The sequence below is a fragment of the Rhizobium brockwellii genome, from assembly GCF_000769405.2.
In the GTDB taxonomy this organism is placed as follows: domain Bacteria; phylum Pseudomonadota; class Alphaproteobacteria; order Rhizobiales; family Rhizobiaceae; genus Rhizobium; species Rhizobium brockwellii.
In genome coordinates, this window is the sequence record NZ_CP053439.1 from 2,062,180 (window position 1) to 2,076,289 (window position 14,110).

General features: G+C 61.3%; 16 protein-coding genes. 8 read left to right on the forward strand and 8 right to left on the reverse strand.

The genetic code is table 11. The features are described 5' to 3' along the window. Positions 1–5: 5 nt before the first annotated feature. Positions 6–617, reverse strand: coding sequence for a flavin reductase family protein (locus tag RLCC275e_RS10365; RefSeq protein ID WP_033182717.1), 612 nt, complete (start codon positions 615–617; stop codon positions 6–8). Then, entirely contained in the window at positions 617–1,201 is a 585-nt protein-coding gene (locus RLCC275e_RS10370) for a nitroreductase family protein (RefSeq protein WP_033182718.1), read from the reverse strand. Before RLCC275e_RS10370 ends, RLCC275e_RS10365 begins: the two co-directional genes overlap by 1 nt. A 113-nt stretch (positions 1,202–1,314) precedes the next feature. Here RLCC275e_RS10370 and RLCC275e_RS10375 point away from each other — a divergent pair, with 113 nt between their 5' ends. Next, positions 1,315–2,415, forward strand: a complete 1,101-nt coding sequence (locus tag RLCC275e_RS10375; RefSeq protein WP_033182719.1) for an RgsD C-terminal domain-containing protein — start codon at positions 1,315–1,317, stop codon at positions 2,413–2,415. A gap of 236 nt (positions 2,416–2,651) precedes the next feature. Here RLCC275e_RS10375 and thrS read toward each other — a convergent pair whose 3' ends face one another. The 4 genes from thrS to RLCC275e_RS10395 all read right to left on the reverse strand — a co-directional run bounded on the left by thrS (position 2,652) and on the right by RLCC275e_RS10395 (position 6,148). Beyond that, positions 2,652–4,637 (reverse strand): threonine--tRNA ligase, encoded by a 1,986-nt coding sequence (gene thrS / locus RLCC275e_RS10380; protein ID WP_033182720.1) that lies wholly within the window; start codon positions 4,635–4,637, stop codon positions 2,652–2,654. Between the two features lie 121 nt (positions 4,638–4,758). Continuing rightward, entirely contained in the window at positions 4,759–5,286 is a 528-nt protein-coding gene (locus RLCC275e_RS10385) for a DUF1697 domain-containing protein (protein WP_033182779.1), read from the reverse strand. Between the two features lie 5 nt (positions 5,287–5,291). Further along, entirely contained in the window at positions 5,292–5,696 is a 405-nt protein-coding gene (gene yidD, locus RLCC275e_RS10390; RefSeq protein WP_033182721.1) for a membrane protein insertion efficiency factor YidD, read from the reverse strand. Positions 5,697–5,701: 5 nt separating this feature from the next. Then, positions 5,702–6,148 carry an iron-sulfur cluster assembly scaffold protein gene (locus tag RLCC275e_RS10395; protein ID WP_033182722.1) on the reverse strand — a complete coding sequence of 149 codons (447 nt, stop codon included), beginning with the start codon at positions 6,146–6,148 and terminating at the stop codon, positions 5,702–5,704. Between the two features lie 307 nt (positions 6,149–6,455). On the opposite strand from RLCC275e_RS10395, the gene folE reads away from it, so the two are divergent. The 3 genes from folE (at position 6,456) to RLCC275e_RS10410 (ending at position 8,621) form a co-directional block, all read left to right on the forward strand. After that, positions 6,456–7,070: a GTP cyclohydrolase I FolE gene (gene folE, locus RLCC275e_RS10400; protein ID WP_003559608.1), complete on the forward strand. Its 615-nt coding sequence runs from the start codon at positions 6,456–6,458 to the stop codon at positions 7,068–7,070. A gap of 25 nt (positions 7,071–7,095) precedes the next feature. After that, the gene (gene hisI, locus RLCC275e_RS10405) at positions 7,096–7,548 is read left to right on the forward strand and encodes a phosphoribosyl-AMP cyclohydrolase (protein WP_003559610.1); all 453 of its coding nucleotides are present in this window, start codon (positions 7,096–7,098) and stop codon (positions 7,546–7,548) included. 110 nt (positions 7,549–7,658) lie between these two features. Then, positions 7,659–8,621 (forward strand): patatin-like phospholipase family protein, encoded by a 963-nt coding sequence (locus tag RLCC275e_RS10410; protein ID WP_003559613.1) that lies wholly within the window; start codon positions 7,659–7,661, stop codon positions 8,619–8,621. 69 nt (positions 8,622–8,690) lie between these two features. Here RLCC275e_RS10410 and RLCC275e_RS10415 read toward each other — a convergent pair whose 3' ends face one another. Both RLCC275e_RS10415 and RLCC275e_RS10420 read right to left on the reverse strand, forming a co-directional pair. Continuing rightward, positions 8,691–9,125: a CBS domain-containing protein gene (locus RLCC275e_RS10415; protein ID WP_033182723.1), complete on the reverse strand. Its 435-nt coding sequence runs from the start codon at positions 9,123–9,125 to the stop codon at positions 8,691–8,693. A 91-nt stretch (positions 9,126–9,216) separates the two neighbouring features. After that, positions 9,217–10,008, reverse strand: coding sequence for a rhomboid family intramembrane serine protease (locus RLCC275e_RS10420; RefSeq protein WP_033182724.1), 792 nt, complete (start codon positions 10,006–10,008; stop codon positions 9,217–9,219). A gap of 264 nt (positions 10,009–10,272) precedes the next feature. On the opposite strand from RLCC275e_RS10420, the gene RLCC275e_RS10425 reads away from it, so the two are divergent. From RLCC275e_RS10425 to RLCC275e_RS10440, 4 genes are all read left to right on the forward strand, one after another. After that, a complete protein-coding gene (locus RLCC275e_RS10425; protein WP_082229816.1) occupies positions 10,273–10,917 on the forward strand; it encodes a PAS domain-containing protein in 645 nt (214 codons plus the stop codon). A 124-nt stretch (positions 10,918–11,041) separates the two neighbouring features. After that, entirely contained in the window at positions 11,042–11,653 is a 612-nt protein-coding gene (locus tag RLCC275e_RS10430) for a PilZ domain-containing protein (RefSeq protein WP_003559621.1), read from the forward strand. Positions 11,654–12,030: 377 nt separating this feature from the next. Next, positions 12,031–12,996 carry a prolyl aminopeptidase gene (gene pip, locus RLCC275e_RS10435; RefSeq protein ID WP_033182726.1) on the forward strand — a complete coding sequence of 322 codons (966 nt, stop codon included), beginning with the start codon at positions 12,031–12,033 and terminating at the stop codon, positions 12,994–12,996. Positions 12,997–13,379: 383 nt separating this feature from the next. Beyond that, positions 13,380–13,985 carry a transglutaminase-like cysteine peptidase gene (locus tag RLCC275e_RS10440; RefSeq protein WP_003559625.1) on the forward strand — a complete coding sequence of 202 codons (606 nt, stop codon included), beginning with the start codon at positions 13,380–13,382 and terminating at the stop codon, positions 13,983–13,985. Positions 13,986–14,110: the final 125 nt, after the last annotated feature.

Here is a 14,110-nt window from a genome sequence, read left to right on the forward strand (position 1 = left end):
TGGGCTCAGCCTTGCTGCGGCTTCGGCCGGATCATCTCGAAAACATCGCTGCCTTCGCTGTAATCCATGTAACCCATGCGGGCGACAGGCCGGGCGATCGACATGTCGAGGCGGCCGTCCCTGACGATCGCTTCGTCGATGTGGATGCCGACCACTTCGCCGAAGACGAGGACGTTTTCGGAAGGTTCCCCCGACAGCGTCCTCGGCTCGATGATCTCGGTCACCTTGCATTCGAGCACCGCGAAAGCCTCGCCGACATAGGGCGCGTCGATCAGTTCGGCCTGCTTCGCCGTCAGGCCGATAAAATCGAATTCGCTGTCGCCGTAGGGCAGCGCCGCCGAGGAGAGGTTCATCTTCTCCGCGAGATCACGGCTGACGAAATTGCAGGTGAAGACGCCGGTCTCGGCCGCATTGCGCTGGCTGTGCTTGCGTCCGGCGGAAGAAAACATCACCAGCTTCGGCCGGTCGGCAACGGCATTGAAGAAGGAATAGGGCGCGAGATTGATTGATCCGTCTCTGCCCTTGCTGCCGATCCAGCCGATCGGGCGCGGCGACACGATCGCCTTGAACGGATCATGCGCGAGCCCGTGCCGGTTGCTGTCGGTGGTGTAGAACATCAATCCTCTCCGCCGACCCAGGTCACGGTATCGGCAAGTTCCGGCCGCGGCCGCTCGATTGCCGGAAATGTCGTCGAGCCGATATGGATGAAGCCCGCCACCTTTTCATCAGGGCTGACGCCGAGCAGCGGATAGGCGCGCTCGTCATAGGCGAACCACTCCGTCAGCCAGTTGGCGACATAACCATTGGCATTGGCGGCGAGAATGACGTTGAAGCAAAGCGCGCCGGCCGACATCAACTGCTCCCATTCCGGGATCTTGATATGCGGTCCTGCCTTGCTGACGACGGCGACGACCACCGGCGCGCGGGTGAAACGGCTGCGCTCGACCTGGATCATCTCTTCGGAAAGGTCGGGCTTTGTCTGAAGTGCCAGCGCCAGCAGCTCCTCGCCGAGACGAACGCGCTGCTCTCCGCGATAGACGATGAAGCGCCAGGGCGCGATCTTGCCGTGATCGGGAACACGTGAGGCAAGACGCAGGATCTCTTCGATCTCGGCCTTCTCGGGGCCTGGTTCACACATCTGGAAAGCGGGGATGGAGCGGCGCACGGCGAGGTAGTCGATCAGCTTGATATCGGATTTCATACGGGAGAAGCTCTCATTTTTATGCTGCTGCAAAGGGTGGGTCTTGAATTTGCCATCGCGTTGGTCTTGAAGTGACCTTTGCGATTTCAGAAGTCAATCGGTTCACGAAACAGATGTTTGGCATTTTGCCTTTTGCACGCATCGGCCTTGCCATTGCCCTGATGGTATTGACGCCCCTCGGCGCCGGCGCTCAGGATGCCTTCAAGGAATTCAAACAGCTTGAATCGACACCGAAGATGCCGAAGCTCGATGCCTTCATCGCGCCCGGTACGGCGCCCGAAGGGGTCAAGCTTCGCGACGTCCCGATGGAAGCCAAGCTGACGGCGGACGGCACGCCTGTTGAGGAGGGCCTGTCCTGGTACGTCTTCAGCCCGATCGCCGGAGCCGACGGCAAACTGCCGCTGATCGCCAGCGCCAAGGGCGGGCCTGCCGCCTTTCAGCTTGCCCCCGGCGATTATTTCGTCAACGTCTCCTTCGGCCGGGCCGGCGTCACCAAAAAACTGACTGTGCCCGCTGAAGGCGAGGTCGACAAGCAGGTGATGGTGCTCGATGCCGGCGGTCTGCTGCTCAATGCCGTCTCCGGCACCGACGCCCGCATCCGCCCCGACCAGTTGAGCTTCTCGATCTATTCTTCGGAAGTGCGCGACGATGGCGAGCGCGGCCTCGTCATGGCCGATGTCTCGCCGAATACCGTCGTCCGCCTCAATGCCGGCACGTACCACATCGTTTCCGAATATGGCAGCGTCAATGCCGTGATCCGCGCCGACATCCAGGTCGAGGCCGGCAAGCTGACCGAGGCGACGATCCAGCATCGCGCCGCGCAGATCACCTTCAAGCTGGTCTCCGATGCCGGCGGCGAGGCGATCGCCGATACCGCATGGTCGATCCTGACGGCGGCCGGCGACAGCGTCGGCGAAAGTGTCAGCGCCTTCCCGACCATGGTTCTCGCCGAAGGCGGATATTCCGCCGTCGCCCGCAACAAAGACAAGATCTACCAGCGCGATTTCACTGTCGTCGCCGGCAGGAACACCGATGTCGAGGTTCTGATGAAGGACCAGCAGCCGCAGCCGCCGGTGAGCGACGCGGCCCGCACGGTGCAGCAGGTGCCGGTCGGCACACCGACACCGCCGGGTGTCCAGCCAGCTCCGGTGCAGCCGCTGCCCTCCTACGAACAACTCGTGCCGCAGGGCGGCGACGACACCAGCCTCGATTGATTTTTCCGTGAGCGGTTTCGGCTCAAGACGACGTCGGCGCCACTGAGAAGACGGATCGCCGCCAGAAGCCCCCGACCGTGCAGCTCAGCAGTGCTCAGGCGCGGGCTCCATCATTGGCATAGAGTATTTTTTTGAACCGCACCCCCGGTCTCGGGATGACACGTTCCGATAACATTATGGCGATAGATCAGCTTCCGACAGCGCCGAAGCCCGGCGCTGTCGGTTCCCGGCCGTTTTCAGGCCGCTCTGGCTTTTTTTGCCTCGGCCTTGCGACGAATGTCGGGCGGTGTCGCTTCGAGGGCCAGGCTCTCGACGGCGGCGTCGAGCGCCATCGAAACCTGTTCCTGGCTGCCGAGGCGGCGGATGTTGACCGTGCGCTCCTCGGCTTCCTTCCTGCCGCAGACGATGATGACAGGAACCTTGGTGACCGAATGCTCGCGGACCTTGTAGTTGATCTTCTCGTTGCGGAAGTCGGTCTCGACGTTGAGACCGGCCTCGCGCAGCGCCTCGGCCACTTCAAGCCCGTAGGCATCGGCTTCCGAAGTGATCGTTGCGACCACCGCCTGAAGCGGCGATACCCAGAGCGGCATGTGGCCGGCGAAGTTCTCGATCAGGATGCCGAGGAAGCGCTCCATCGAGCCGCAGATGGCGCGATGGATCATCACCGGCTGCGTCTTTTCGGAGTTGCTGTCGATGTAGAAGGCGCCGAACCGTTCCGGCAGGTTGAAGTCGACCTGCGTCGTGCCGCACTGCCATTCGCGGCCGATGGCATCCTTCAGCGTATATTCGAACTTCGGACCGTAAAAGGCGCCCTCGCCCGGCAGGATGCCGGTCTTGATATTGTTGGACTGCTGCTGGATCGTCTCCAGCACGCCCATCATCACGCTTTCGGCGCGGTCCCAGAGCTCGTCCGAACCGACGCGCTTATCCGGCCGGGTCGACAGCTTGATCGTCACTTCGTCGAAGCCGAAATCCTTATAGACTGAAAGAATCAGGTCGTTGATCTTCAGGCATTCGGCGGCCATCTGCTCGTCGGTGCAGAAGATATGGGCATCGTCCTGCGTGAAGCCGCGCACGCGCATCAGCCCGTGCAGCGCACCCGACGGCTCATAGCGGTGGACATTGCCGAATTCGGCAAGCCGGATCGGCAGCTCGCGGTAGGATTTCAGCCCGTGCTTGAAGATCTGGATATGGCCGGGGCAGTTCATCGGCTTCAGCGCGAAGATGCGGTCGTCATCGGTGTCGTCGCCGGCAACCGTTACCTTGAACATGTTGTCGCGATACCAGCCCCAATGACCGGAAGTTTCCCACAGTGACTTGTCGAGCACTTGTGGTGCGTTGACTTCCTGATAGTCGCCGGCAAGCCGGCGGCGCATGTAGGCAACCAGCGTCTGGAATACGCGCCAGCCCTTGCCGTGCCAGAAGACGACGCCGGGACCCTCTTCCTGGAAATGGAAGAGATCCATCTCGCGGCCGAGGCGGCGATGATCGCGCTTTTCGGCTTCGGCAAGCATATGCAGGTAGTTGTCGAGCTCCGACTGCTCGGCGAAGGCCGTGCCGTAGATGCGGCTCAGCATCGGATTGTTGCTGTCGCCGCGCCAGTAGGCGCCGGCCACCTTCAAGAGCTTGAAGGCGTTGCCGATCTGGCCGGTCGAGGCCATGTGCGGGCCGCGGCAGAGGTCGAACCAGTCGCCCTGGTAATAGATCTTGAGATCCTGCCCTTCGGGGATCGCATCGACGAGCTCGACCTTGTACTGCTCCCCCTTGTCGGCGAAGACCTGTTTCGCCTTCTCGCGCGACCAGACCTGCTTGGTGAAGGCGGCGTTGCGGGCAATGATCTCCTTCATCTTCTTTTCGATCTTCGGCAGATCGTCGAGTGTGAAGGGCTCGTTCTTGGCGAAGTCGTAATAGAAACCGTTTTCGATGACCGGGCCGATCGTCACCTGGGTGCCGGGCCAGATTTCCTGCACCGCTTCGGCCATGACATGCGCCGCGTCGTGGCGGATGAGTTCCAGCGCACGGTCGTCATTGCGGGTGATGATCTCGATTCTGCCCGTCGTCACGGGATCGGAAAGGTCGCGCACGGTGCCGTCGATTGCAACGGCCACTGCCTTCTTGGCGAGCGACTTGGAAATGGATTCAGCGACATCCCGGCCGGTTGCGCCGGCATCGTAGCCGCGCACGGAACCATCGGGAAATGTCAGGGAAATAGCTTGGGACATCGAAATTCTCCTTGTCCAGTCCCGCCAACGAATGCGGGTGGTTGCAACGACAGCGCCTCCGTCCTTGGGTGCGCTGCCGCCTGATACTCAGATTTGCTGCGTGAGTAAAGACGAAGCCCGGCTACATGATCATTTCGGCAAGGCCGCACACCGTGTTCCAGTTGCGCATCGTACCGACGCCGATCCGCTTGGTCGATAGCGCCGAAAGCAGCTTGGATTGGCTCGGCTTGCCGGCGAAATCGATCCAGAGATCGCCGCCGACAACGGCGATGCGCTGTCCCTCCGTCATCAGCGGCTTCAGCGCCTCCACCTTCTTCGGGTCGACGGGCAGCCGCATCACCCGGACGATGACCTGGTCGCCATTGCCGTCCTTGAAGGGATTGGTGCTGCAAAGCGCCATCCAGGTGCAGTCGCTGCGCACGATGATGTCGACATGTTTGCCGAATTTTTCTTCAAAGCCCTCTTCCAGGGTTACTTCGAGTTCGTGCGGCCGCATATCATCGGCCTCGAAGACGAGATTGCCTGTGGAAACCAGCGTGCGCGGCTCGCGATAGCCGAGCTCTTCGGCAAGGGCGCGCAAATCCTGCATGATGACGCGGCGATCGGGCGTCAGGACAATGCTGTGCAGAAGGGCGATGAAGGTGCTCATGGCGCTCACCCTTTCTTGCGTCCAAGGGTGAAATAGCGCCACGGGGTCCACCAGCGGAAGCCGTCGCCGAGTATTTCCGGCACCTGGTCGAGGCCGCTGGTGCCGCCCGGACCGCAGCGACCGACGCGAAACAGCGTCATCCAGCCGCCGGCCCACAGGCCGTGGCGGGCGATCGACTCGTAGCCATATTCGGAGCAGGTCGGGATATGGCGGCAGGAATTGCCGACAAAGCCGGACAGCGTCAGCTGGTAGAGGCGGATCAGACCCATGCCGAGCAGGCGGTCGGGAGTCTTGCGGAAAGGACCGGTATAATTGCGGGAAGTGTGTGCGGCCTTTTCAAGCGGCTTGTCCGATCCGGCGGCGCCACCGTCGTCCTCATCGTCAGCCTGCTGGGCGCAGAACTCGCACATGTCAGTTACGCCTCGACAAATTCCGCCCGTTTCGCCTCGATCTGCCCGATCGCATCGACGACCGCATCGAAGGTCAGCATCGTCGAAGCATGGCGCGCCTTGTAGTCCCGCACCGGCAGCAGATAGCGCATGTCTTCGAAGCGTCCCTGAGGCCCCGCTCCATCCGCCTTCAACATGGCGAGCATGTCCTGGCGTGCCTGGCGCAATTCGCCCGACGTGGCGCCGACCACATGGCGGGCCATGATCGAGGACGAGGCCTGGCCGAGCGCGCAGGCCTTCACGTCATGGGCAAAGCCGGTCACGGTGTCGCCATCCATCTTCAGCCAGATCCGCACCTTCGAGCCGCAGAGCTTGGAATAGGCCTGGGCGCTGGCATCGGCATCGTCAAGCGCGCCGGTCAACGGAATATTGCCGGCGAACTCGAGGATTTTGCTGTTGTAGATATCGTCCATGCTGGATTTCCGCTCCAAAATCACTGCGGATCGGCCTTTATGGGGGCGTTATTGTCATCAAAACAAAAAACACACCGTGTCGTCTGAGGATACTTACATACGATGGCCGTCTTCCTATATGTATGTCGTTCGAAGGCCATTAAAATGCAATGGCCTCGTGTAAGTTTGATTGGGAAACCGTGCCGGACGGGCTGAACTTGCCCTGAAAGCCCCGGAGCCTGCCAAAGGTGCATGAATTCCCGCATGGGATTGACCAGTGGCGATTCCGACAGATCGGTCCGCGGTGCGGACCAGGAGACCATTGTTCATGGACGCCATCGTAAAGAATTTTCCGCAGACGAACCGCGACTCGGATCGCCCCTCCCAGCAGGAGGCGGAGGAAGCCGTTCGCGTCCTGTTACGCTGGGCCGGTGACGACCCGACGCGTGAAGGCCTGCTCGAAACGCCGGCCCGCGTCGTCAAATCGTACCGCGAGCTTTTTTCCGGTTACGACATGGCGGCGGAAGACGTGCTCGGCCGCACCTTCGAGGAAGTCGCCGGTTACGACGACATGGTCCTCGTCAAGGACATTCCGTTCTATTCGCATTGCGAACACCACATGGTGCCGATCATCGGCAAGGCCCACGTCGCCTACATGCCGGACGGGCGTGTGCTCGGCCTGTCGAAGATTGCCCGTGTCGTTGAGATCTATGGCCGCCGCCTGCAGACGCAGGAAACGATGACCGCGCAGATCGCCCGGGCAATCGACGATACGCTGCATCCGCGCGGTGTCGCGGTGTTGATCGAAGCCGAACACATGTGCATGGCGATGCGCGGCGTTCAGAAGCAGGGCTCGACCACGTTGACGACCACCTTTACGGGAACGTTCAAGACCGAGCCGGCCGATCAGGCCCGTTTCATGACTATGGTGCGGAGCCGCTGATACCGGCTCCCTCAGGAGGGCCGCGATGAGTCAACTGATCTTCAATCAACCATCCGAGGACAAGTCGGCGTTGGAAGACGCCGGCGATTTTACGCCGCGTTTCGACGACCGCGGTCTGATCACCGCGATCGTCACCGACGCCGGCGACGGCGAGTTGCTGATGGTGGCGCACATGAATGCCCAGGCGCTGGCGCTGACCATCCAGACTGGCACAGCGCATTATTTCAGCCGTTCGCGCGGCAAGCTTTGGAAGAAGGGCGAAACGTCAGGCAATCTCCAGACGGTGAAGGAAATCCGCACCGATTGCGATCAGGACGCCATCTGGCTGAAGGTCGAGGTCGCCGGCCACGACGCCACCTGTCACACCGGCCGCCGCTCCTGCTTCTACCGGACGATCACCCTTCAGGACGGGAAGCCGATGCTTGAGATCATCGATGACGAGCTTCAATTCGATCCCGCGGACGTCTACGGAAAATAGGGCGACTTCCCCGGCATTTGCCCCTTATTGCGCCAAGAACCGTCTCTATATACCATTTGGAAACTGATCGGGCAGACTATCAGGAACCAAGTGTTGGGAGGGGTATCGCCATGCTGAGCTGGAGTTTGCATCGTCAAAGCTCTGAAGGCGAAGGTGCCGGTTCCGGCATGTCGACCACACTCGAGACGATCCCGCCTCCCCCGCCCGTCAAGAAAATCAAGATCGCGCTGGCGCTCGGCGGCGGCGCTGCCCGCGGCTGGGCTCATATCGGCGTGCTGCGCGCCCTCGATGAGGCAAAGGTCGAGATCGGCATGATTGCCGGCACCTCGATCGGCGCGCTGGTCGGCGGCTGCTATCTCGCCGGCAAACTCGATGAACTCGAAAGCTTCGCGCGCTCGCTGACGATGCGCCGCATCGCAAGTCTCCTCGACCTCACCATCGGCGGCAGCGGCCTGTTTGGTGGCATGCGGCTGACCAAGCGCATGCAGGAACATCTCGAAGGTCTGAACGTCGAGGATCTCGACCGGCCGTTCGTCGCGGTCGCGGCCGAGGTTAATACCGGTCACGAGGTCTGGATCGCCAATGGTTCGCTGATTACGGCGCTGCGCGCCTCCTATGCCCTGCCCGGCATCTTCGAGCCAGTGCGCAGCAATCACCGCACGCTGGTCGACGGGGCGCTGGTCAATCCCGTCCCCGTCTCCGTCTGCCGCGCCTACGAGCAGCCGCTCGTCGTCGCCGTCAATCTCAATTACGATCTCTACGGCCGCTCGGCCGTCGTCCGGCACAATGCCAGCCTCTCTCCGCAGGAAGTGCAGAAGCAGGAAGAGGCGCCCTATGCGCGCCTCGGTATGACCGGCGTCATGGTGCAGGCCTTCAACATTATCCAGGATAGGATCGCCCGCGCCCGCCTTGCCGGCGACCCACCGGATATTTCACTGCAGCCGCGTCTCAGCTATATCGGCCTTTCCGAATTCCACCGGGCTGGCGAAGCGATCGAACGCGGCTACGAGGAAGCCAGAGCCCGGCTCCCCGAGATCAAGCGCATGCAGGAAGTCTACGCCAGCCACCCCTGATGCAGGCCTTCCAAAAGCCTGCAGCGGTTTTGCCGCAAGGACATCGGTCAAGCACGGCCGGCGAAAACCTCAGCCGGCGATATAGGCCTTGATTTCCTCGGCCTCACGCTCGACTTCGGCGATACGCGATTTCACCACGTCACCGATCGAGATGATGCCGGCAAGCTTGCCATTGCTTTCCACCGGAACGTGACGGAAACGGCGGCTGGTCATCAGCTCCATAAGCTCGTTGACGGTCGTATCCTCATTGCAGCGGTAGACCTTCGCGGTCATGACCTGGGCCAGCGACTGGTCGAGGCCTTCCTTGCCGTGTTTGGCGATCGCATGCACGAGATCGCGCTCGGTGAACATGCCCGAAATCCTGTTCTCCATGCCGACGACGACGATGGCGCCGATCTTCTTCTTGCTGAGGATGGTGGCCGCCTGGGCGACGGTGGTGCTCGGCCCGGCAGTGATGACGTCCCTGCCCTTCAGATCGAGAATTGCTTTGACTGAACTGGTCATTCGAACCTCCTATGTCCGTGAAACACTTGTCACAGGCATCCGCGGCGGTTTCTCCCCCCATCGCGGATAGGTAGATCGTGCACTGCCCGGCTCAGGATTGCAACACATCCTTCTCGGTTCCGTCAGGTTCCATCACCGGCGGGTGCGGCGCCCGATCAAACAGCGAAAACAGCAAGAAGCCGAAGACGAAGCCGCCGATATGCGCGTCCCAGGCAATCGCCTGGTCGCTGTCGCCGACGAGCGGGATGCCGACCGCAATCAGCGCGTTGCCGACCAGCCAGAGCAGCATGAAGATGACGACGGTGCGGCTCTTCAACGCCTCGACGATGGAAAGCCGGGGGTTGAGATGCGCAGGCAGCATCGGCCGCCGTTCGGCCGGAAAGGCGAATCGGCAAGCGGCGCCCATCAGCCCGGAGATGACGCCCGACGCACCGATCAGAAGCGTCACGTCCCCCCAGTTCAGGACCGCGTGCAGGGCGGCGGACGCGACAGCGGAAAAAACCCAGAAGAGCACGAAACGCAGCGTCCCGATGCGGCGCACGACTGGCGCGCCGAAGGCCATCAGCCAGAAGGCGTTGAAGAGGATATGCTGGACGCTGCCGTGCAGCAGAGAATAGGTGACGGGCGTCCAGAATAGCTCCGGCCCCTGCTGCGACAGCGGAATCACATAGCGGGCAGGAACGAAGCCGAAAGTGAAGAACAGCCAGTTCAGCGCATCGTCGGAGAGCAGGAGCTCCTGCACCGCATAGATGATGGCTAACAGGCAAAGGCTGAAGAACAGTGCCGGTGGAAGGTTGAAGACCGGTTCGCGCGGTGGCCGTGCCGGCGGCTGGACCTCGGGAGGTTCGGGCGCCTTGTGCGGCTCGGCCGACTGCTCATTCATCTGTGTTTCGCCTCGTTGAGGCCACAGCCATACAGGAGCGACTGTCAAAAAAAAAGCCGTCCGAAGGGTCGGACGGCATACCGGGAGCTCCAGGAAAAGACCTCGGCCCGAGCAGGTTGTGCTGAACTTCGAAAGTCGAAGTGATGGCAGGACAGTCTCACGACAGGCATCGCATCTCAACCGAAACCATCTCTTAACCTTAACCGCCGTGATTTGGCATGAAATCCGCAAGGTAGAGCCTGTAAGGGCAATGACTGCCCGAAAATGCTCCGGAATGGGACAGGTTGGTGTGAAATGCGTGTGCAAACGACCATCGAAATTTTTGATTATTGGAACCGTATCCGCGGCGCTGCCGATGCACCGCTGAAATCACAGGTCGAACCCTCCGCCGTCCCTCACCTGCTCCAGAGTCTGTTCATTCTTGAGAGGCGCGAGGGTGGAGACATCGGTTTCCGACTCGCCGGCACCCGCATCTGCGATCTCTTCGGGCGTGACCTGCGCGGCGAACGCTTTTCGTCTCTCTGGGCAAATGGTCAGCTCGCCGACATCGAACGCACGGCGATGGGCGTCATGGACCATGCCATGCCGGCCCTGTTCAACGCCACCGGCTACAGCACTGTCGGTCATCAGGCCTCCTTCGAGATTATCATGATGCCGCTGCGTTCGCCGGACGGCGCCTGCGACCGGCTGCTCGGCGCGATCGCGCCAGCAGCGGCCGCGAGCTGGCTGGAGATCGTACCGCTCGAATTCCTGGCGCTCGACCGCAGCCGCCTGCTGCCCGGAAAATTCGACAAGCCAGCACCGGCCGAACTGCGCCCCATCAACAGGATCGTCGCTGGCAAAAGCATCCATTTCGGGCAGATCATGCGCCGCATGGTGTCGCAGCTGCTGAGTGTCGAGGCTCGCTGACGGTCCCACTTTAGGACATCGGGCATACTCGTTTTCCGCTATGTCGGGATTGGGTGAAACAACCTTCTGTTAATGGATTGTGGGTAAAGATCGGTCTCTGCGATTTTCATGAAGAAGCCCTTTGATGCACTCGTTCCAGCCAGCTCAGACGCAACGACCTGCGCCGCGCCCTGAACAGGGCGTTTTTCAGCGTGTGCCCATCAATATGCAGGGCCGGCTGATGCTTGCGAACTACGAGGAATTCGAATGCATGGTGATCGACATGTCGCCTGGCGACATGTACGTCACCTGCCCCGGCCGGCCGCGCGCCAACGAACGTGTCGTCGCCTATATCGACCATCTCGGCCGCGTCGAAGGCTATGTCCAGACGATCGATGGCCGCGGTTTCACCATGTCGATCAATGCCACCGACCGGAAGCGCGAGAAACTCGCGGCCCAGCTCACCTGGCTTGCCAACAAGCACGAACTCGGCCTGCCCGAGGATCGCCGCCACGACCGTCTGACGCCACGCGACACGAAGACCGATCTGACGCTTGAGGACGGCACGCGTTATTCCTGCCGCATCATGGACCTTTCGCTGTCGGGCGCTGCCGTCGACGTCGAAATGCGCCCTTCGATCGGAACGGCGGTGCGGCTCGGCAACATGCGTGGTCGCGTCGTGCGCCACTTCGTCGAAGGCGTGGCAATCGAATTCCTGTCGATCCAGTCCCGCGAGACGCTGCGGGAATTCCTTTAACCGCTGCTGAAAATGTTGCTGGCCTGCCGGGGATTCCATGGCGGGTACAATTCTCGACGCACTTCCATCGAACGCGATCGCCAGGTCCTGTGCGCACCCGGTCAGGTCGTGTTGAAAAGCCGACACTTCACGGCAAGAGATTTGCAAGCGGCAACAAATCTGGCTTTGGAAAGCAAGCGCGAAACCCTGTCGCAAGTCGTTCCACCCAGTCGGTAAATAGCATTATGAGTGGAACAAGCTGCGACACCGATCGGCACCCAACCAGGTTGCGCAAAATTGTAGAGTGTTCTTGCGTCCGGGAATGCCTCGCCCTCGCCCGTCTTCCCTTCGTCAAGGATATAACGGATAAGGCCCGCCTCAACTCGAAAGACGCGCCCATGTCAGCTCTCTATCCGGAAATCGAACCTTATGATCATGGTCTGCTCGACACGGGCGACGGCAACCTGATCTACTGGGAGGCCTGCGGCAATCCGGCGGGCCGACCGGCGCTGGTGTTGCATGGCGGCCCTGGCTCCGGCTGTTCGACCGCGGCGCGCCGCTATTTCGATCCCGATGCCTATCGAATCATTCTGTTCGATCAGCGCAATTGCGGCCGCAGCCTGCCGAGTGCTGCCGATCCCGAAACTGATCTCTCCCTCAACACCACCTGGCATCTCGTTGCCGATATCGAACGGCTGCGGGCCTGTCTCGGCATCGACACCTGGCTCCTTTTCGGCAATTCATGGGGTTCGACGCTGGCGCTAGCCTATGCCGAAACCCATCCGGAGCGCATCGCCGCGATCGTCCTGTCAGGCGTGACCACCACTCGGCGCTCGGAAATCGACTGGCTCTATGGCGGCATGGCGCCGCTCTTTCCGGAAGAATGGCACCGTTTCCGCCAGGCGGTTCCTCCAGGCAGTCAGGGACGAGACGAGGACATGGTTGCCGCCTATCATCGTCTCCTCAACGATCCGGACCCGGAAACGCGCCTCAAGGCGGCGCGCGACTGGCATGACTGGGAGGCGGCCTCAATCCTGCTCGCCGATCCCCAAGGCCGGCCGCGCCGCTGGGCCGATCCGGCCTATTTGCTGACGCGGGCCCGCATCATCACCCACTACTGCAGCAAGGGCGCCTGGCTGGAGGACGGCCAGCTTTTGAAGAATGCCGCGCGGCTCACCGGCATTCCCGGTATCCTGCTGCAGGGAAGGTTCGACATCGAGGCGCCGCTCGTCACCGCCTGGGAACTCGCCCGCGCCTGGCCGCGAAGCGAGCTCAGCATCCTTCCGCATGCTGCCCATTCCACCGCAAATCCCGGTATGAGCGCGGCGATTGCCGCCGCGACCGATCGATTCCGCGATATCTAGCAAAAATAATTTTCCCGCCGGAATCGGCGATCTGAGCGATATTCTGCATTTGAGCCGGCCGAATCGGCCCATTCCGGCGGCATCGCCGGCCGGCTGCGCGCCGCTGCAGATCGCCGGCCGGCCGCTGAAATTTATCCGGCTCAACGAAAATTCTTAACATGCGGACGGCAACGCAGCGTTTTCGCGGGCGAAAGCCTTGTTGCGTGGATTACAATTTTAATCGAATTCGCGACAAATCCGCGTCAAATTTTATGCGTATTCGAATCTGTTTTTAGCCAAGCTTTATCGGTATTTGAATCAACTAAGCCTCTAATTCTATTACGTAATTTTGCGTGAGATAAAAACGTCTGTGCCATTGTCACCTCAACTTAGGGGAGACGGCAATGACAACTGCGAATATCCTGAAAGGCGGCCTTCTGGCCGGTGCGATCATGATGGCAATGGCGGGTTCGGGACAGGCGATGCCCGCCAGCATGGTACTGGCAGGCAATGCCAGCCCCCCGATCGGACATTACGAATTCTGCAAGGCGAATCCGACGGAATGTGTCGAAGTCGGCGGCGATGCCGGACCGGCCATCCTCACCGAGGATCGCTGGAAGGAAATTCTCAAGGTCAACTACACCGTCAACTCGACGATCCAGCCGATGACGGATGAGCAGATCTACGGTGTCGAAGAGCGCTGGGCCTATCCGCGCACCGTCGGCGACTGCGAGGATTACGCCCTGCTGAAGCGCAAGATGCTGATCGACGACGGTTTCTCGCCGTCCGACACGCTGATCACCGTCGTGCTGCAGCCGAATGGCGAAGGCCATGCCGTGCTGACGGTTCGTACCGATCACGGCGACTTCATTCTCGACAACATGCGCAACAAGGTGCTGCTGTGGTCGGATACCGAATACACCTATCTGAAGCGCCAGTCCGCCGACGATCCGGCCCGCTGGTCGAAGCTTCAGGACGGCCGCGCTGTCGCGGTCGGTAGCGTCAAGTAAAACAACTTGCCGGCCAATGCCGGCTGCAGCCTGCGGCCCGGTCAGTCCCCGCATCCCGTCCCCGACCGGTGCCCAAGAGCCGTTCCCGCTGTCCCGGGAACGGCTCGCCCCTTTCCTAGACTTCC